The organism is Shinella sp. SUS2, assembly GCF_001262505.1.
Lineage (GTDB): Bacteria > Pseudomonadota > Alphaproteobacteria > Rhizobiales > Rhizobiaceae > Shinella.
Genome location: NZ_KQ410734.1, coordinates 15,767 through 33,055, shown reverse-complemented (window position 1 = coordinate 33,055; position 17,289 = coordinate 15,767). Strand labels below are relative to the sequence as shown.

The following is a 17,289-nucleotide window of genomic DNA, read 5'->3' as shown; positions in this document are numbered from 1 at the left end:
GGCCCCGCTCAGCCCCCCTTTTCCGTCAGATAAGCCCGGGCAATCTGCTGCATCCGGGCCTTTCCGAACTTCGATCCATGGCCGCCGTGAACAGTATGGACGTCGAGCCGCGACAGGCGCTCCATGGTCACCCGGTAGGCCGCGACGTCGCATCCCGGCAGGTCATCCACGAGGTTGCCCTCGTAGATCGCGTCTCCGCTGAAAAACGTCCCCGTCTTCTCATCGAGAAGGCCGAGCGAGCCGGGTGAATGGCCCGGAAGATGCAGGACCATGTAGCGGGCGTCGCCGGTGTCGATGACATCGTTTTCCTTGAGGATCGTGGCAAGCGCAGCGGGCGGGATCGCATAGGCCTCCGGCATGACGCCCGTGGGCGCGACCGCTGCGAGGGCGTCCGGTTGCGTGCGAAAATAGGGGGCGAGCGTATCGGTGTCGAGCATCTGCGCAAAGGCAGCGGCCTCGGCTTCGTGCCCCAGCCGGTTCTCGAATTCGTGGAACGAACCGACATGATCGACATGGACGTGGGTCGCGACCGCCAGCACAGGCTTGCCGGCCGGAATGTCCAGCGCGCCCGCGAGACTGGCGAGCCCCATGCCAAAATCGACGACGAGATCAGCATCCCGACCGACGAAATGAAACATGTTGGCCCGGAAAAAGCTGTGCACATGCGGCTCGTAAAGCCGCGTCAGCCTCTCGGAGATTGTCTCCTTCGAAAACCAGTCCTTATTGCGCACCCTCACCTCCCTCAATGCAGCAGCTTGCCGAGAAAGCGCTGCGTGCGCTCATGCGCGGGCGCGGAGAACAGGCGGTCGGGCGTGTTGCGCTCGATGATCTGGCCGCCATCCATGAAAACCACTTCGCTCGCCACCTCGCGCGCGAAATTCATCTCGTGCGTGACGCAGACCATCGTCATTCCGTCGGCGGCGAGAGAAATCATCGTGTCCAGCACCTCCTTGACCATTTCGGGATCGAGTGCCGAGGTCGGCTCGTCGAACAGCATGATGCTCGGGTTCATGCAGAGTGCACGCGCAATGGCGACGCGCTGCTGCTGGCCGCCGGATAGCTGACCGGGATATTTGTCGGCCTTTTCCGGAATGTGGACGCGCTCCAGATAGGTCATTGCGATTTCGGTCGCCTGTTTCTTCGACAGTTTGTGCACCCAGCGCTGGGCGACCGTGCAGTTTTCGAGAACCGTCAGATGCGGGAACAGGTTGAAGTGCTGGAAGACCATGCCGACATCGCTTCGAATGCGGTCGATGCGCTTGAGCTGGTTGGTAAGCTCGATGCCGTTGACGATGATCGAGCCTTCCTGGTGAATCTCGAGACGGTTCATGCAGCGGATCAGCGTCGATTTGCCGGAGCCGGAAGGGCCGCAGATCACGATGCGTTCGCCCTTGTTCACCGTCAGGTCGATGCCCTTCAGGACCTGGAAAGCGCCGTACCATTTGTTGACGCCAGCCACCTCGATCGCGGCCCGGTGCGGAAGATCGGTCGTCGTTTGCGTGTTCATTTCCAACTCTCGGGTTGAAGCGGGATCAGCGATAGCCGCGCGAAAGCACATATTCGATGCGGTTCTGCGCAAGCGTCAGCACCGAGACGATAACAAGATAGTAGACGAGCGCGGCGCCGTACCATTCGAGGAAGCGGAAGCTCGTCGCGATGGCGAACTGGGAGACGGTCATCAGCTCCTTGAGCGAGATCACGGTCGCCAGCGACGTGGTCTTCAGGAGGGAGATGAACTCGTTCATCAGCGCGGGAACCGCGATCCGGAGCGCCTGCGGCATGGTGATGACCAGAAAGATCTGCCAGCGATGCATGCCGAGCGCCGCAGCCCCTTCCCGCTGGCCATGGCCGACGGCGGCAAAGGCACTGCGCAGGATTTCCGCCAGATAGGCGATCTGGATGAGCGAGAGCGCCAGGAACGCCGCGACGAAAGGCGTGAACCAGCCGGCGCGGAAAATCTCCGAAATCTGCGGCAGGCCGTTCCAGACGAAGAGCAACACCAGCAGGGCCGGCGCGCCGCGGAAGAGCCAGACATAGAGCGTCACCAGCCATCGGACCGCCGGCCGCGGTGAGCCCGCCATGGAACCGAGCCCCATGCCGAGCACGAGAGACACGGCCATGACGCAGAGGGAAAGGCCGATCGTCAGGAGCGCCCCCTTGAAAAGGGGGGCGCTGAATATCGCCTGCAGGAAGAGGTCGAGCTGGAACAACGCGAAACCGTCCTATCGTCAGTTGACGTCGTGGGAAACGTCGGTCGCCGTTTCCGGCAGGTTCCATTTCTGAAGCAGTGCCTTCATCGCGCCGCTCGCCTGCAGGGCCTCGATCGCTTCCTTCAGCATCTGGCGGTCACCATCGCTCTTGCGGAGATAGATGCCGTAGTTTTCGCTCTGCTCGTAGGTGTAGGGAATGCTCAGGCGGCCCGGTACCTGCAGCATGCGATAGGCCGCCGTCGTATCCTGCGTGATGGTGGCCGTCGCACGCCCGACGAGGATCTGCTCGATGACGCCGGATGCCGAGGGATAGGTCTGTGCCTGGATCGGCGCCTTGCCGCCGGCCTCAAGCTCCGCATTGAGATCGGCGACCATCTTTTCGTAGGAGGTGCCGGCCTCGATCGCCATCACCTTGCCGCTGACATCGGCCGGAACCTTCGTCTCCGTGTCGCTTGCCGCGGTGACCATCACGATATGCGAGCTGAAATAGGGGATGCCGTCGTATTTTTCGAGACGGGCCGGCGTGATCAGGATACCGCTCGCGACGAGATCGCAGCGCTTCGAATCGAGCGAGGGGAGCAGCCCCTTGAAATCGCCGACGACATATTCGGCCTTGGCACCCCACTGCTTGGCGATTGCGTCCATGACGTCGATCTCGAAGCCGACGAGGTCCTTGTCGCCGGGGTTTTCATAATATTCCATCGGCGGGAATTCGCCGCTGGTGCAGACCTTCAGGACGCCACCCGATACGAAATCGGGTTTCTGCTCTGCGGCAAGACCATTGCCTGCGCCGAGAAGAGCGGCCAGCATCGCGCCGGCGAGAAGAGACGGTTTCATTCCCAGTCGTGCAGTTTTCATCATCGTGTTCCCTTGTTTTTGGCTTCTTGGATTGATGTTTTGTGAAGTCGTATACGAACATCCCATGCAGACAAGCTAAATGTTTTCGCGAAATAAACGCAGAAAAACTAAACTATTTCGGTGAGGATCTGCCCGTACGTGTCGGTGTCGAAGGCCGGAAGGATCAGCGGCTCGACATGCCCGTCCCGGCGCGCGGTGAGGACGTATTGCATCATGGCTTCGTTGCTCGGCATTTCGAAAATCTGCACGAAATCATAGGGGCCGAGCAGGGCATAGAAGGCGATCGAGCGACCGCCGAGCGCGGCCACGCGATCCTCGCTGACCTTCCGGCGCTTGGCGCTGTCGGTCAGCTCGGTGAGCCCCTTCTGCGTCAGACGCATCAGGGAAACGTATTTCTGGCTCGCATGCACCTCGCTCATTTCGTAGACGTTCCAAGCTTCTTGAGCCCCTCAAGGACTGCGGCCGTATCGGTGAGCGCACCGAAAATGCCGTTCTCGACCGTGACCATGTGAAGGGCCGCCTCGTGGGCATATTGATCGCCGCTGGCGCAGGCATCGGAGATCGTCAGGCACTGGAAGTTGCGGTCGCAGGCCTCGCGCAGCGTGGTGTGCACACAGACATCCGTGGTGCAGCCGGAAAACAGGAGATGGGTGATGCCCTGCGCGCGCAGGACATGTTCGAAATCCGTGTAGGTGAAGGCGCCGTTGCAGGTCTTGTCGACGATGATGTCTTCCGGACGCACATCGAGTTCGGGAACGATCTGGAAGCCCGGGCTGGAGCGCAGCAGCGCGGTCGTGCCCTCAAGACCGGAGCGCTTCCGGCGCCATTTTTCGTAAGGCGTCATGTCCGCGAGGTCCCCGCGATAACCCTGCCGCGTGTGGATGATCTGCACGCCGGCCTCCCGACAAGCGGCAATGAGCCGGTTGACTGCGGGAAGGATCGCTCGGAGCGGCGCCGGGTCGTAGCCCTGGCGGGCGAAATAGCCGGTCGTCGACAGGAAATCCTCCTGCAGGTCTATGACAATGAGCGCAGTCTTCTGCGCCTCCAGATTGCCGTCATAGGGAAAGTCGAATGGTTTGGCCGCAATCATGAACGTTCTCCTCTTTGTCGTTGGGATAGCACTCTTAACAGTTTGAAAAAATCAATTTATAATCACCAGTATCGTTCTGTTTTTCCAAACAACTAGCCGGGTCAAATAATGAGCCGTCTGCCGCCGTACCTGCAATATCTGCCGGCCTTCGAGGCGACCGCGCGCCTCGGCGGGGTCCGGCATGCCGCCGAGGAACTGAACCTCAGCCCCAGCGCGATCTCCCTGCAACTGAAGAAACTGGGCGAAGCGACGGGGATCGTGCTGTTTCAGAAGGCGGGCCGGAATGTCGCGCTGACCCAGGCGGGCAAGGATTTTTCGCAGGCCGTCGCCATATCGCTCGGCCAGCTCGACACGGCGACGCGGGCTTCGCGGAAAATTACCGCCGGCGACCAGCCCGCCGCGCTGTCGGTCTCCGTACCGACGGCGCTCGGCATCGCCTGGCTGACGGCCGCGATCGTCGATTTCGCTCAGTCGAACGGCATCGCCAGCTTGACGATCAACGAGGCGATCACCGCCGCTGACGTGGATTGGGACAAAAACGACCTCGCCATCGTCTACGACAACCCGCCATTTACCGGAAAATACTGGCGATCCCTCAGCGAAGTCAGGCTCTGTGCCGTCTGCGCGCCGACGCTGTTTCCCCGGCTGGACCTGCGCAATCGCGACAGGAAGCTGAGTTCGGTCGCCCTGCTTCATGAAGACGACGGTGGCGAATGGGCAAAATGGTCCGTCGCCGCGCGGATAGGCCTCGAAGGCAACACGCGTGTGCGGGTGAATTCGGTGGCGCAGGCAATCGCCTCTGCCGTTCAAGGCCGCGGCGTGGCGCTGGTCTCCGATGTCCTGACGCGGAACTATCTAAGCGAAGGCCGTCTCATCCAGCCGTTTTCGACCACGATCAACGCAGCGCGGGAATATTACATCGTCTGCCCTGTGGACCGGGCGAACGACCCGGTCCTGCGCGCGCTTGCCGATCGCGTGATCGAGCAGTTGCGCCCCGGACGCGACCAGAATGCCTGATCGTCAAGCCCCGTTTGAGGACCGAAACCGATGACGCTGCCCCCCCTTCATGCCTTTCGCGTCTTCGAAAGCGTCGCACGGCTCGGCAATGTCGGCGCGGCGGCAGCGGAGCTGCATGTGACGCCAGGCGCGGTCAGCCAGCAGATCCGCGCGCTCCAGGTAGCACTCGGTGTCGACCTGTTTCAAAAACGCGGACGCCAACTGGCCCTGACCCCGAGCGGAAGCCAGCTCCAGCGCTCGGTGGCAAATGCGATGGACGCGATCCAGACCGGCGTGCGCCAGCTCTCGGCGCAAAGATACGGCGAGGCCAGCAGGCGAACCCTGACCATCTCCATCCCACAGGTGCATGGCGTCGCCTGGCTTGCGACCCGGCTTTTCACCTTCATGGCCGACAGTCCGAATTTCCAGTTGAAGGTCGTCACGTCCAGCCATTTTCCCGGCGTCGACTGGCGCAAGACCGACGTCGCGATCGTCTACGGGGCACCGCCATGGCCGGGTTTCTGGTGGCGTCTTCTGCACGGTATCCGCATGACGCCGGTGTGCAGCCCGCAGCTCCTGCGCGGACCGAACGCCATCCGCCAGCCCTCAGACCTTGCCTATCACCGGCTGCTCCATGAAGACGACGGTTCGCAGTGGCGGCGCTGGCAGGCAGAGGCCGGCATCGCCTATGCCGGGGAGGCGGACGTCTATTTCGACGACTTCGGCATCGTGCTTCAGGCCGCGCGCGACGGTTTCGGCGTCGCGCTCAGCGACGAAGTCGTTTCCGCCCGCGATCTCGACGAAGGCCGCCTCGTCCAGCCGCTGCAGCTCAGCGTGCCGGCCCTTCACAACTACTATTGCATCTGCCCGGAAGCGAAGCGGGAAACCGCCGAGGTCGGCTACTTCATCAACTGGCTGATCGAAGAGGCGACCATTCCCTGAAGGCGACCACCGGGCTCGGGTCACGGCTCAAAGCGCACCATCGACGATGACCATCGGCCGGCCTCGGGAACAAGCTTCGATGCGGGCATCGACGCGATAGATATCGCGCAACATGGTCGGTGTTATCACCTCGGCGGTTGCGCCACTCGAGGCCATTTCACCATTGGCGATGACGATCGTGTTCGTGCAGTAGCGCAGGGCATGATTGAGATCATGCAACGCGATGAGCACGACCATGCCAGTGCGGCGGGCAAGATCGGCGACGAATTCCAACACATCGATCTGCCGATGGAGATCGAGCGCCGAGGTCGGCTCGTCCATCAGCAGGACCTCGGGTTTGCGCACCAGCGCCTGGCCGAGCGAGACAAGCTGACGCTGGCCGCCGGACAGCGCATCGAGGCCGCGAAACGCAAGCTCTTCAATGCGCAACGCCTTCAAGATTGCATCGATCTCGAACAGCTCGCCGTCCTTCACACGCCAGCCGCCACCCTGTTTTGCGGCAAGCAGCAACGACTCGTACACCGTCAGCACGGCATTCGAACCGGTATCCTGCGGCATGTAGCAGATCGAGCGGTCCCCGCGGGCCACATCGGAGAGCTGCACGACACCAGGACCGGAAACAAGGCCTGCGATACGCTTGAAGAGGGTCGATTTTCCCGCCGCATTCGGGCCGATGACCGCGGTGGTGGTGCCGGATGCCAGCAGTTCGATCGCTACATTGGACAAAACCGTCGTGCGGCCATAGCTGGCGCCAAGGTCCTTCAGCACCAGGCTTACCATGCGCGCCTCCGGTTCGAGAAAATCAGGACGAAGAAGAAGGGAACGCCGACAAGCGCGGTGATGACCCCGATCGGCAGGATGGCACCGGGGATGAGCACCTTGCTGACGACTGATGTCGCCGACAGAAGAAGCGCACCGCAGATCACGGACCCGGGCAGAAAGAACCGCTGATCCTCGCCCACCACCATGCGCGCGATATGCGGGCCGACAAGGCCGACAAAGCCGATCGTGCCGACGAAGGAGACAGGAATGGCGGCGAGCAGACTGACGACGAGCATGGTGTGGAGACGCAGGCGCCGGACATTGACGCCCATGCTGGCCGCCTTGTCGTCGCCGAGCCGCAGCGCCGTCAGTGCCCAGGCATTGCGGATGAAGAGCGGCAGCGTCACGACCAGTATGGCCGCGGTGACGAACACCTTGTCCCAGGTCGCCTTCGTGAGGCTGCCCATGGTCCAGAACACGACGGCCGCGAGCGCCTGTTCGGAGGCGAGGTATTCGAGAAGCGACAGCGCGGCATTGAAGGTGAAGACGAGCGCGATGCCGAGCAGAACGATGGTCTCCACCGTCACGCCCCGCAACGTCGAGGCGAAATGAATGAAGAGCGCGGCCACCATCGCCATGATGAAGGCATTGACCGGCACCATGTATTGGGTCGCCCCCGGAAAGATGGCGACGCCGGCAACAAGCCCCAGCGCCGCACCGAAGCTGGCAGCGGCTGAAATGCCGAGGGTGAAGGGGCTGGCGAGCGGGTTCGACAGGATCGTCTGCATCTGCGCACCCGCAACCGAGAGCGACGCGCCGACCGTCACCGCCATCAACGCGATCGGCATGCGGATATCCCAGATGACGACACGCAGCTGGTCACCTGCCGTCTCCGGCGAGAAGAGCGCGGAAAGAACCTCGGAAACGCTGTAGTTCGCGGGCCCAAGCGCCATGTCGATGGCAATGCTGGCGGCAAGCGCAAGACCGAGGCCGGCAAGGATGAGGATACGCCGAAAGGCAAGGGCGCGATATTGATCGCGCCCCGTCGCCCTGGCTTCGGTCGCCGTGGCGGCCATCGACTACTCGCCCTTCAGCGAGACGAAGTATCCCGGCTTGTATTCAAGCGGCAGGAAGCGGGCGTGCAGCTCCTTGAAGGTCGCCTCCGGATCCAGGTCCTTGAAGAGATCGGGATGCAGCCACTTGGCGATCTGCTGGATGGCGACGAACTGGTAGGGGTTGTTGTAGAACTGGTGCCAGATGGCGTGCACATTGCCGTCCTTTACCGCCTTGACGCCCGTAAAGGCCGGACGCTTGGTCAGGTTTTCCAGCTTGCGGCGGGCTTCCGCCGTATCGGCGCCATACCCGACGCCGACCCAGTTGCCACCCGGCACATACCCTTCCCACATGCCGCCGGTGATGATCACCTGGTCGGGATTGGAGGCGATGATCTGCTCCGGGTTCACCGTGCCGAACGTGCCGGGGATGATCTCCCTGGCCATGTTCGTGCCGCCGGCGAGTTCGACCATCTTGCCGAAGTTCTCGTTGCCGAAGGACATGCAGCAATCGTCGGAGTAGCCCCCTGCCCGCTCGACGAAGACGACTGGCTTTGCCGGACCAGTCTTTTCAAGGACGTCCGTGACCTTCCTGATCGCATCGGCCCGGAAGGTGATGAAATCCTCCGCAACCTTCTCCTTGCCCATCAGCGTGCCCATGATGCGCATGCTCGGCTCGGTGTTCTCCATCGGCTTCTCGCGGAAATCGACATAGACGAGCGGGATGCCGACCTTGGCAAGCTTCTCGATGTAGCCGGCTTCTTCCGTCGCGGTCTTGGCATCGACATTCATCAGGATGACGTCCGGCTTCAGGGCCACGGCCTGCTCGATATCGAACGTACCGTCCTTCATGCCGCCGAAGGTCGGCAGCTTGGCGATGTTGGGGTATTTCGCGAGGTAAGCGGCGTAGGATTCCGGATCAGCCTTCGGCAGGTCGTCGCGCCAGCCGACAACGTGCTGGAACGGGTTTTCCTTGTCGAGCGCGGCGAGGAAATAGATCTGCCGGCCTTCGCCGAGGATGACATGCTTGACCGGCACGTTCACTTCGACGTCTCGCCCGGTAACGTCCTTGAGGACGACGGGATCGGCCATTGCCGGCAGCACGGTGGACACGAGGAGGCCGAGGGCAAACATCGTCGACTTGCCAGAAAAGGGCATGGGATTCATCTCCGGTGGAAACTGCCCGGCACATATTATTTTATGACTTTTATAGTCAAGTATTATCTTTTAGAAGCGTTCGAAGCTGAAATCGGGGAACGAAGCATGCAGAGCAACCGCACGACGGAGGGCACCAATTTCACCTTGCGGGATGAAATCAAGGCCTATTGGTCCGCGCGCGCTGCAACATTCGACCAGTCGCCCGGCCACGAGATCTTCTCCGAGGAGGAACGCGCCGCCTGGCATGCGCTCATCGAACGGCATCTCGGCCGTGGCGATGGCCGCGAGGCTCTCGACCTTGCGAGCGGAACCGGCGTGATCTCCCACCTGATGGATGACCTCGGCTATCGGGTGACCGGCATCGACTGGGCCGAACCCATGCTGGAACGCGCCCGCGCCAAGGCCGCAGCCCGCGGCCGTTCCATCCGTTTTCATCTCGGCGATGCGGAGAACACGCTTGAGGCCGATGACAGCTACGACGTGATCGTCACGCGCCATCTTGTCTGGACCCTTGTCGATCCGGCCGCTTGTTTTGCAGAGTGGCTGCGTGTCCTCAAACCGGGCGGCAAGCTGCTGGTCATCGACGGTGATTTCGTCAATACGGGCCTCGCCGAGCGGCTCGTAAAACGGCTCGCCGCCTTTCTGGAACGAGCAGGCACGACAGGAGTGCAGGCGCCTGCGGCCATGACCGGCACGCATGCAGACATCCTCTCCCGCGTCCATTTTTCCGGCGGTGCGCGGGTCGACGTCGTTTCACGCCTGCTTGCGGAAGCGGGTTTTTCAAGCGTGACGGCGGACAGGGATCTGCGGCAAATCCACAAGACGCAGGCAGCGCATTTCGGTTTCTTCAAGGCCATCGCGCGGGGCCTTCAACACCGTTATGCGATCGTAGCGCAAAAATGACATACCGAAACCAAACGCGGTTTCTTCGGCAACCCCGTCGTCGGATGCGAATTTTGCCAAGGGCCTTGGGGCGGCCCCTAATAGATCGCCTCAAGCCGCCTTGCGCGGCGCGCTGTTCATGAAGACAAGTGTTTCATCGAAAGAGCGGATACCGGCATCCGAACCGAGACCGGTCGCCACGAGCGCGGCGCTTGCCTGCGCGAGGTTAGCGCGGTGACCAGGTCCATCTTGTGATGCAGGGCCGTGATGTAACCGGCATCGAAGGCGTCGCCGCAACCCATCGTATTCGACCACCTCGATTTCGAACACCCGCTCCCGGACGACAGTACTTGCGGCATCCATGAAGCAGACATCGTCGCCGCCGAGGGTAAAAAAACAATGTTTTACGCCACGCTCCAGGAAGAACCGCCCTGCGCCCTCGACATCGGGCGCGGCCGAGATCTGTCTGGCCTCTTCGATCCGGGGCGTGAAGTAATCGATATACGGGAACAGCGGCTCGATGAGACCGAGCGTCCCGTCATTCGCGCCGAGAAGATCGAAAATGGTGTGCGTACCAATCGTGACGATGAGCGAAGGCGCGCTAAGCTTGTAGACCAGAAGGCCGTTCAACGCACCGAGCCTGGCACCGCCGCGGCGGCAACTTCAAGGCGGTGAACACTGCTCTCTCCAGGTCCGATCTTGACGCTGCGAGCCCGTCCGACGTCCTGTCGACAGCGGCCAGCGGCTTTCTCGACGCCGTCGGCACTTCCACCGGCCCACTTTACACGACAGACCTCCGGCGCGCCGCCCAAGCGCTTGCCGGCCGCGACATGCTCATCGCCATCGCCAAGGGCATCCGCAACCGCGGCAAGACGCAGTGTGGCGACAAGACCATGCTCGATGTCTGGCTCCCTGCCGCCGAGGCGGCATCCTCCGCCGTTGCCGGCAACCGCTCGAAATCGGACGTCTGGAACGCGGTCGAGACCGCTGCCGAAACCGGCGCCACGGTCCCACTCGTCAAGGCTATGGCCCGCCTGCAGTCCTGACGCGAACCTGCGCGCCAGGATCCGCGGAAAGTCGCAGAGAAGCGGCCAGGAACCTCAGCCGAGCACGCCTTCCACCGCCATAGCGGCGGCCAGCAACCGTTCGTCACCACACCGCGGAGCCGACACCAAGAGCCCGGCGGGCAAGCCCCCGGCACCCGTGCCACACGGCAGCGACACCCCGCACCAATCGAGAAAATTGCCGACCAGCGTGTTGCGCAGCGTCTTGCCGTTGGTCTGGAAGAACAGGTCCTCATCATCGAGCAACGGCTGGATTTCCGGGGCGACATGGGGAAGCGTCGGGCTGAGCAGCAGGTCCTGCGGACCGAGCCTGGCTTCGAAGGCTGCTGTCAGTTTTTCTCGGGCCTCCAGCATCTCGAGATAATCGGCGATGGTGATCTTCTCACCGAGCAGCGTGCGCTTGACGACACGGGGATCCATCTCCGCCGCCGCCGCACCCTTGATGCGCGCACGATGAAGGACGAAAGCTTCCGCCGTCACCAGCGCGCCGTGTTTCGCCATCAGTTCGAAAATTGCGGAAAACTCCGGGAAGGCCTCGCGCCGGATGCGCGCGCCGGCGCGCGAAAGCTGCGTGACGCCCGCCTCGAAAGCCGCGACGACCTCCGGTTCCGCACCGTCGAAGAACACGGTCTCGGGAATGACGAAGGAGAGGTCGGCAACATTCTGGTGCGGGACGGGGCCGGCAGCGGGCAGGCCCCGCATGGCAGCATCGATGAGGATCGCGTCCTGCACGGTGCGGCAGAGCGGACCAAGGGAATCGAGGCTTTTGGCCAGGGGGAACACACCCTCCATGGCGTAGCGCCCGCGGGTCGCCTTGTAGCCGACGATACCATTGAAGGCGGCGGGGATGCGCACCGAGCCGCCGGTATCCGTGCCGATGGAGACGGGCACGAGCCCAGCCGCGACCGCGACCCCGGAACCGGACGAGGAGCCGCCGGGAATGCGGTGCTCGCCAGCGGGCGAGGCCGGGTTGCGCGGCGTGCCGTAATGCGGATTGATACCGAGGCCGGAAAAGGCGAACTCGCTCATGTTCACCCGCCCGACGCTGACCATGCCGGCGCCCGCAAGAGCCTGCACCACGGCCGCATCGCGGCTTGCGGGCTCCGCGTCCCTCAGCACGCGGGAACCGGCGGTGGTCGGCAGGCCCGCGATATCGAAGAGGTCCTTCCAGGCGATCGGTACACCGTCGAGGACGCCGCGCGAGCGCCCTTTCCGCAGGCGCTGCCGTGCGGCCGCAGCTTCCGCTCTCGCCCGCTCCTCCAGGAGAAAGGTGAAGACCGCGGCATCCGGATGCGACCGGATGGCTGCAAGCGTCTCTTCCACAAGCGCAACGGGATCAAGCGCGCCCGACTGCAGAAGCACGGAAAGCTGGGCGATCGAGCGCGGCTCTGTCGTCATCGTCAAATGTCCTTCTCTGCACGCCCGACGAGCTGCATCCAGCGGCGGACGAGATAGTTGTGTTCATCCATGGTCGTGTTCCAGACGGCGATACCGTTGGCACGCTGCCAGTAGGAACCACCGCTGCGCACCGAGCCGCGTTTTACGCGGATCGTACCATCCGGACCAGGCAGGTCTTCCCGCGCGGCTAGCCCCTCATACCAGTAGTCCCATTCGGCGGCGCTCATATAGCGGCGCGAGCGCTCCGGGGTGGAGATGTAATAACCCTGCCGGGCGACGACGGCACCCGGCCAGCCGGAAATCCACCAGTTGAGATAGTCGTAGGCGACATCCAGCATGCGGCCGGAAAGGTGCCTCGACAGGCAGAGACCCCCATGCCAGGCACGGTAGCCTTCCGCAGGCGCCGCCTGTTCGACGGGAAAACCGCGGCCGTTCAGGATGCCGATACCCGTCGACCACATGCTCTGGATGTCGGTTTCATCCGCCACCATCAATCCCGCAGCGTCTTCCGCCGTGCGCCAGAAGCTGCGGAAGAAGCCCGCCTTGCGCCTTGTCTCCAGAATATCCATCAATGCGTCGATCTCTGCGACGGTCATGTTGCCGATATTGCCGAAGGTCATGAGGCCGGCGGCCTGCGCAGCAAGCGCGGCATCGAAAATACCGATCGCCGGTTCATCCACGAGGGCGGCACGGCCGCTCCAGCGTTCGTCGAGCAGCGCGGCCCAGCTGTTCATCGGCTGAAGGGGATCGAGGATGTCACTGCGATAGGCGAAGCTGTCGAAATTATGTGTCGTCGGCAGCATGGAGATGCGGCCGGTCGGCGTGTCGCCGAGGGCAAGGCTCGGCTGGACATAGAGTTTGCGCGCCGGCACGTCGCCCTGGCCGAGACGGGCGCTCGGACCGATCTGGCCGGTTTTCGTGAGGTCGTTGATCTCGCCCCAGAGCGGAACGCGGGCAATCTCGATCGGCTGGATGGCACGCCAGTACCAGACGATATCGAGATTGTGGAAGCACTGGTCGTAGATGTCGTAGCTGTCAGGCTCCTGCGCGGCCTTGTGCTGGGTGACGATGAAATCGTTGTTGTCGAAACTGACCTCGATGCCGAGATCCGCTTCGGCCTTCACCCGCAACTCCTCCAGAAGCGAGATGGCGGTGCCGAGCACACGCAGCTTCGGCTTGCCGGCCAGGTGGAGTGCCGGCGCTGCGGGTTCCGGTTTCGGGGAATGCTTGTTCATCAAGGGCTCTGGGCGTTGCGAACCGGTGCGGCTGCCTCTGGCTGTGGACTATCTGCCGCCCTCCCGGCAAGCGCGAAGGCATTGAAGGACCGTTTCAACAGGTTCGGATCGAGACCGTCAACAATAAAGACGATGCGCGAGGCGCGCTCCCCCACCGGCCATGTTTCCATATGCACGGGCGGATGGACGAGATGCTGCACGCCATGCACCGCCACCGGGCGATCCTCGCCCTGAATATCGAGCATGCCCTTCACCCTCAGTACACGTTCTCCATGGCGGTTGAGCAGCATGGTGAGCCAGACACCGAAGCCCGTCCAGTCGATCGGAGTATCGACGGTGATCACGAAGGAGGAAATGGCCGCCTGGTGTACCGTGCCGTCCGCCGCCACCAGCCCGGTTGGGGTATCGCAGTAGAAGCCGCTCGCCGATTGCAGCTTTGCCGCACGATGCGCCGTGTCATCCCCGAAGAGCGCATCGGCACCCGGTCCATCGACCGTTGCACTGTGGCGGACCGCATCCGGGTTGAGCTCGGCAAGGCGTGAAAGCAGACGCGCCAGACCACCATTACCATCGCAAAGATCCGCCTTGGTGACGACGATGTGGTCTGCGATGGCCGCCTGCCGGTTCGATTCGACATAGGTCTCCAGCTGGGCAGGGCCATTGACGGCATCGACCGTCGTCACAACGCTGCCAGCGCGAAAATGGTGGCGCAGAACAGGGTCGGATTTCAGCGTCGAAAGCACCGGGAAGGGGTCGGCAAGGCCGGTGCTCTCGATGACAACGCGGGTGAAGGGTGGCGCAAGGCCGCGTTCGCGCTTCGAATGGAGGTCACGCAACGCCTCGGCAAGCTCGCCGCGCACGGTACAGCACACGCAGCCCGATTGCAGCAGCACCATCGTTTCATCGATGCGCTCGACGAGGTAGTGGTCGAGGCCGACTTCACCGAATTCGTTGATCAGCACCGCGGTATCGGCGAGCGCGGGATCGGTGAGCAGGCGCTTCAGCAGCGTCGTCTTGCCCGAGCCGAGGAAGCCGGTGAGGAGATGGACGGGGGTGAAGGCAGGAATGTCAGCCATCGCTCCGCTCCATGCGGGTGATCAGCGAAGGATCGAGCGGATCACAGGGACGACCGGCAAGGCGCTCGGCGGCCGGCCAGAGATGGCCGAGGTCGTCGATCATCTCGCTCTTGCCGGTGCGGGTGGCGAGGATAAAGGACGCACCCTGCCAGTCGGAAAGGCTCATCCCGAAGGCGGCGAGCACGCGATTGGCAGCCGTCACCCGCCGGGCGCGCTCGCGACGCCGATCGAGGCGCTCAAGATTGCGGGTAAAGACGCCGGGGCGCGCCGCGGCATCCGTCCAATGCTGGTCTCCGCCGATGATGCCGCATAGGGAGCACATGGGGTTTGGTCCTTTCTATCGCCGAGACGCACAGCCCCTCATCCGGCCTGCCAACCTCCTTCTCCCCACAAGCGGCGTGAAGGAGGCAGGATACGCCGGTTGCCTCAGGCATCACCGTTCCGTTGGGCACCTCCCCTCCCCGCTTGCGGGGAGGGGGTTAGGGTGAGGGGCAAACGCTCCGCGCGATCCCCGCAGTCATTTCTTGCGTGGAAACCGCTTGGCGAAATCATCCGCGATCTCGTCCATCGTCACGAACTTCACACCCGGATGCTTGATCATGTGGGCATAAAGCCGCTCCAGCATCATCAGCACCTGTGGCCGGCCGGCGACGTCCGGATGGATGGTCAGCGGGAACACCGCATAATCCATCTCGCGATAGACCCAGTCGAACTGGTCGCGCCACATCTCCTCGATCTGCCGCGGATTGACGAAGCCGTGGCTGTTCGGGGATTTCTTGATGAACATCATCGGCGGCAGGTCGTCGAGATACCAGGAGGCCGGGATTTCGATGAGGTCGGTCTCATGGCCGCGCTTCAGCGGCACCATCCAGTCCGACGGCTTCCTGGAATAGTCGATCTTCGTCCAGCTGTCGCCGACGCGCACGTAGTAGGGCGTGAAGTCATTGTGCATCAACGAGTGGTCGTACTTGATGCCGCGCTCCAGCAGCAACTCGTTGGTGACATTGGAGAACTCCCACCACGGTGCGACATAGCCGGTCGGCCGCTTGCCCGAAAGTTTGGTGACCAGCTCGATGCTCTTGTCGAGCACCTCCGTCTCCTGCTCCCGCGTCATGGCGATGGGGTTTTCATGGGTATAGCCGTGAATGCCGATCTCGTGGCCGGCCTCGGCAACGGCCTGCATCTGCTCCGGGAACGTCTCGATCGAATGGCCGGGGATGAACCAGGTCGTCCTGATACCGAACCGCTCGAAGAGTTTCAGGAGCCGCAAGCTGCCCACCTCGCCGGCAAAGATGCCGCGCGAGATGTCGTCGGGCGAATCCTCACCGCCATAGGAGCCGATCCAGCCGGCCACCGCATCGACGTCGACGCCGAAACTGCACAAAATCTCTTTTGCCATTTTTATCTCCTTGGTTCCCTGAAAGAAGGATCACTGGGCCGGGATGACCGTCGCCTCGGCGGGGTTCCAGCTCAAAAGAACGGGGGTTCCGGCCGGGAACGCACCCGGGCGGTACTTGTCGACATGGGCTTCCAGCGCGATAGCCCGGCCGTCCTGAAGCCGCGCCGTCAGGTGGGCGATATGACCGACGACCTCGGAGCGCTCGATGCGGGCATCGACGCGGTTCTTCACACCGGAAAGCGCGGCCTCGCCCGCCGTATGCAGCTCGATCGCCTCGGCCGGCACGACGAGATTGACGCGGCCCTTCTCGGCGAGCGCCCCGTTGGCACGGCCGCAAAGCGTGCCGATGCCCGTCGTCACCACCACGTCCTCACCCTCGCTGCCTGCAACCTCGCCCGAAAGCACGGTGTTGCGGCCGATGAACTGCGCGACGAAGGGTGTGTTCGGCCGGCTATAGAGCTGGTGCGGCGGGCTCACCTGCTCGACGCGGCCCTGGTTCATCACAACGATGCGGTCGGAGAGCGCCAAAGCCTCGGACTGGGCATGCGTGACGAAGATGAAGGTGACGCCGAGGCTCTTTTGCAGGAGCTTCAACTCGTTCTGGATGGCCTTGCGGAGGTTCGCATCGAGAGCACCGAGCGGCTCGTCAAGCAGCAGGATGTCCGGCTCGACGACGAGGCCGCGGGCGAGCGCGATGCGCTGGCGCTGGCCGCCCGAGAGTTTTTCCGGCTTGCGCTCGGCGATGTCCTCAAGGCCGAGCGTTGCGAGGATGCGGTCGACCTTGGCCTCGCGTTCGCTCTTGGCGATACCCTTCACCTCCAGGCCGTAACCGACATTGCGGCGCACACTCATATGCGGAAAGAGCGCGTAGTTCTGAAAAATCATCGAGGTCGGGCGGCGCTGCGGCGGCACCTCGTTCATGCGCTCGCCGCGGATGCGCATCTCGCCGGAGGAAATGCCCTCGAAACCGGCGATCATGCGCAGCGTCGTCGTCTTGCCGCAGCCCGAGGGGCCGAGGAAGGCAATGAACTCGCCCTTCTGGACGGAAAGATTGAAATCGATGACGGCGGGCGTTCCGTTGTCATAGACCTTGCCGACAGTGTTGAGTTCGAGGTCGAATAGCATCAGAAAATCTCCGGTCGCGGACCGGGGCCACGCGCGCCCCGG

General features: G+C 63.0%; 19 protein-coding genes and 1 pseudogene. 4 read left to right on the top strand and 16 right to left on the bottom strand.

Going from position 1 to position 17,289, the window contains the following annotated elements; translation table 11 throughout:
* Positions 1–8 precede the first annotated feature (8 nt).
* The 6 genes from AKG11_RS19880 to AKG11_RS19855 all read right to left on the bottom strand — a co-directional run bounded on the left by AKG11_RS19880 (position 9) and on the right by AKG11_RS19855 (position 4,158).
* Entirely contained in the window at positions 9–731 is a 723-nt protein-coding gene (locus AKG11_RS19880; RefSeq protein ID WP_245290261.1) for an MBL fold metallo-hydrolase, read from the bottom strand.
* A gap of 11 nt (positions 732–742) precedes the next feature.
* Positions 743–1,558, bottom strand: coding sequence for an amino acid ABC transporter ATP-binding protein (locus AKG11_RS19875; protein WP_371260120.1), 816 nt, complete (start codon positions 1,556–1,558; stop codon positions 743–745).
* Entirely contained in the window at positions 1,533–2,210 is a 678-nt protein-coding gene (locus AKG11_RS19870; protein WP_023512934.1) for an amino acid ABC transporter permease, read from the bottom strand. Before AKG11_RS19870 ends, AKG11_RS19875 begins: the two co-directional genes overlap by 26 nt.
* An 18-nt stretch (positions 2,211–2,228) precedes the next feature.
* Complete coding sequence (locus AKG11_RS19865) at positions 2,229–3,047, bottom strand: transporter substrate-binding domain-containing protein (RefSeq protein WP_088016567.1); 819 nt, start codon at positions 3,045–3,047, stop codon at positions 2,229–2,231.
* 128 nt (positions 3,048–3,175) lie between these two features.
* A complete protein-coding gene (locus AKG11_RS19860) occupies positions 3,176–3,487 on the bottom strand; it encodes a GYD domain-containing protein (RefSeq protein ID WP_050745188.1) in 312 nt (103 codons plus the stop codon).
* Positions 3,484–4,158, bottom strand: coding sequence for a cysteine hydrolase family protein (locus tag AKG11_RS19855; RefSeq protein WP_050745187.1), 675 nt, complete (start codon positions 4,156–4,158; stop codon positions 3,484–3,486). The genes AKG11_RS19860 and AKG11_RS19855 overlap by 4 nt, the downstream gene beginning before the upstream one ends.
* A 108-nt stretch (positions 4,159–4,266) precedes the next feature.
* Between AKG11_RS19855 and AKG11_RS19850 the strand changes: the two genes are divergently transcribed.
* Together AKG11_RS19850 and AKG11_RS19845 are read left to right on the top strand one after the other, a co-directional pair.
* Positions 4,267–5,175 (top strand): LysR substrate-binding domain-containing protein, encoded by a 909-nt coding sequence (locus AKG11_RS19850; RefSeq protein WP_050745186.1) that lies wholly within the window; start codon positions 4,267–4,269, stop codon positions 5,173–5,175.
* A 30-nt stretch (positions 5,176–5,205) separates the two neighbouring features.
* Positions 5,206–6,096 (top strand): LysR substrate-binding domain-containing protein, encoded by an 891-nt coding sequence (locus AKG11_RS19845; RefSeq protein WP_050745185.1) that lies wholly within the window; start codon positions 5,206–5,208, stop codon positions 6,094–6,096.
* Positions 6,097–6,123: 27 nt separating this feature from the next.
* Here AKG11_RS19845 and AKG11_RS19840 read toward each other — a convergent pair whose 3' ends face one another.
* From AKG11_RS19840 to AKG11_RS19830, 3 genes are read right to left on the bottom strand one after another with little or no spacing between them, the layout of a single operon-like run.
* Positions 6,124–6,876: an ABC transporter ATP-binding protein gene (locus tag AKG11_RS19840; RefSeq protein ID WP_050745184.1), complete on the bottom strand. Its 753-nt coding sequence runs from the start codon at positions 6,874–6,876 to the stop codon at positions 6,124–6,126.
* Positions 6,870–7,934 (bottom strand): FecCD family ABC transporter permease, encoded by a 1,065-nt coding sequence (locus AKG11_RS19835; RefSeq protein WP_050745183.1) that lies wholly within the window; start codon positions 7,932–7,934, stop codon positions 6,870–6,872. Before AKG11_RS19835 ends, AKG11_RS19840 begins: the two co-directional genes overlap by 7 nt.
* Before the next feature lie 3 nt (positions 7,935–7,937).
* Complete coding sequence (locus AKG11_RS19830) at positions 7,938–9,068, bottom strand: ABC transporter substrate-binding protein (RefSeq protein ID WP_050745182.1); 1,131 nt, start codon at positions 9,066–9,068, stop codon at positions 7,938–7,940.
* 105 nt (positions 9,069–9,173) lie between these two features.
* Between AKG11_RS19830 and AKG11_RS19825 the strand changes: the two genes are divergently transcribed.
* On the top strand, positions 9,174–9,971 hold the full coding sequence (locus AKG11_RS19825) for a class I SAM-dependent methyltransferase (protein ID WP_023512943.1): 798 nt from the start codon (positions 9,174–9,176) through the stop codon (positions 9,969–9,971).
* A gap of 90 nt (positions 9,972–10,061) precedes the next feature.
* Here the strand turns inward: AKG11_RS19825 and AKG11_RS19820 are convergent.
* Positions 10,062–10,601 (bottom strand): annotated as a pseudogene (locus AKG11_RS19820) (PfkB family carbohydrate kinase); the annotation flags it as partial.
* 20 nt (positions 10,602–10,621) lie between these two features.
* Here AKG11_RS19820 and AKG11_RS19815 point away from each other — a divergent pair.
* Positions 10,622–10,996, top strand: a complete 375-nt coding sequence (locus AKG11_RS19815; RefSeq protein WP_050745181.1) for a DAK2 domain-containing protein — start codon at positions 10,622–10,624, stop codon at positions 10,994–10,996.
* 54 nt (positions 10,997–11,050) lie between these two features.
* On the opposite strand, the gene AKG11_RS19810 is transcribed toward AKG11_RS19815, so the two are convergent.
* The 6 genes from AKG11_RS19810 to AKG11_RS19785 form a co-directional block, all read right to left on the bottom strand.
* Positions 11,051–12,412, bottom strand: a complete 1,362-nt coding sequence (locus AKG11_RS19810; RefSeq protein ID WP_050745180.1) for an amidase — start codon at positions 12,410–12,412, stop codon at positions 11,051–11,053.
* A gap of 2 nt (positions 12,413–12,414) precedes the next feature.
* Positions 12,415–13,647 (bottom strand): ABC transporter substrate-binding protein, encoded by a 1,233-nt coding sequence (locus AKG11_RS19805; protein WP_050745179.1) that lies wholly within the window; start codon positions 13,645–13,647, stop codon positions 12,415–12,417.
* On the bottom strand, positions 13,647–14,723 hold the full coding sequence (locus tag AKG11_RS19800) for a CobW family GTP-binding protein (RefSeq protein WP_050745178.1): 1,077 nt from the start codon (positions 14,721–14,723) through the stop codon (positions 13,647–13,649). The genes AKG11_RS19805 and AKG11_RS19800 overlap by 1 nt, the downstream gene beginning before the upstream one ends.
* Positions 14,716–15,045, bottom strand: a complete 330-nt coding sequence (locus AKG11_RS19795) for a hypothetical protein (protein ID WP_023512948.1) — start codon at positions 15,043–15,045, stop codon at positions 14,716–14,718. The genes AKG11_RS19800 and AKG11_RS19795 overlap by 8 nt, the downstream gene beginning before the upstream one ends.
* 195 nt (positions 15,046–15,240) lie before the next feature.
* Positions 15,241–16,122, bottom strand: coding sequence for a polysaccharide deacetylase family protein (locus AKG11_RS19790; RefSeq protein ID WP_023517322.1), 882 nt, complete (start codon positions 16,120–16,122; stop codon positions 15,241–15,243).
* 30 nt (positions 16,123–16,152) lie between these two features.
* Positions 16,153–17,247, bottom strand: coding sequence for an ABC transporter ATP-binding protein (locus tag AKG11_RS19785; protein WP_050745177.1), 1,095 nt, complete (start codon positions 17,245–17,247; stop codon positions 16,153–16,155).
* Positions 17,248–17,289 lie beyond the last annotated feature (42 nt).

Coding starts and splice junctions, on each gene's coding strand:
- AKG11_RS19795 (WP_023512948.1), bottom strand. CDS start 15,045: ATGTGCTCCCTATGCGGCATCATCGGCGGAGACCAGCATTGGACGGAT.
- AKG11_RS19790 (WP_023517322.1), bottom strand. CDS start 16,122: ATGGCAAAAGAGATTTTGTGCAGTTTCGGCGTCGACGTCGATGCGGTG.
- AKG11_RS19810 (WP_050745180.1), bottom strand. CDS start 12,412: ATGACGACAGAGCCGCGCTCGATCGCCCAGCTTTCCGTGCTTCTGCAG.
- AKG11_RS19850 (WP_050745186.1), top strand. CDS start 4,267: ATGAGCCGTCTGCCGCCGTACCTGCAATATCTGCCGGCCTTCGAGGCG.
- AKG11_RS19855 (WP_050745187.1), bottom strand. CDS start 4,158: ATGATTGCGGCCAAACCATTCGACTTTCCCTATGACGGCAATCTGGAG.
- AKG11_RS19805 (WP_050745179.1), bottom strand. CDS start 13,647: ATGAACAAGCATTCCCCGAAACCGGAACCCGCAGCGCCGGCACTCCAC.
- AKG11_RS19785 (WP_050745177.1), bottom strand. CDS start 17,247: ATGCTATTCGACCTCGAACTCAACACTGTCGGCAAGGTCTATGACAAC.
- AKG11_RS19800 (WP_050745178.1), bottom strand. CDS start 14,723: ATGGCTGACATTCCTGCCTTCACCCCCGTCCATCTCCTCACCGGCTTC.
- AKG11_RS19865 (WP_088016567.1), bottom strand. CDS start 3,047: ATGAAACCGTCTCTTCTCGCCGGCGCGATGCTGGCCGCTCTTCTCGGC.
- AKG11_RS19875 (WP_371260120.1), bottom strand. CDS start 1,558: ATGTGCTTTCGCGCGGCTATCGCTGATCCCGCTTCAACCCGAGAGTTG.
- AKG11_RS19840 (WP_050745184.1), bottom strand. CDS start 6,876: ATGGTAAGCCTGGTGCTGAAGGACCTTGGCGCCAGCTATGGCCGCACG.
- AKG11_RS19845 (WP_050745185.1), top strand. CDS start 5,206: ATGACGCTGCCCCCCCTTCATGCCTTTCGCGTCTTCGAAAGCGTCGCA.
- AKG11_RS19835 (WP_050745183.1), bottom strand. CDS start 7,934: ATGGCCGCCACGGCGACCGAAGCCAGGGCGACGGGGCGCGATCAATAT.
- AKG11_RS19830 (WP_050745182.1), bottom strand. CDS start 9,068: ATGCCCTTTTCTGGCAAGTCGACGATGTTTGCCCTCGGCCTCCTCGTG.
- AKG11_RS19825 (WP_023512943.1), top strand. CDS start 9,174: ATGCAGAGCAACCGCACGACGGAGGGCACCAATTTCACCTTGCGGGAT.
- AKG11_RS19860 (WP_050745188.1), bottom strand. CDS start 3,487: ATGAGCGAGGTGCATGCGAGCCAGAAATACGTTTCCCTGATGCGTCTG.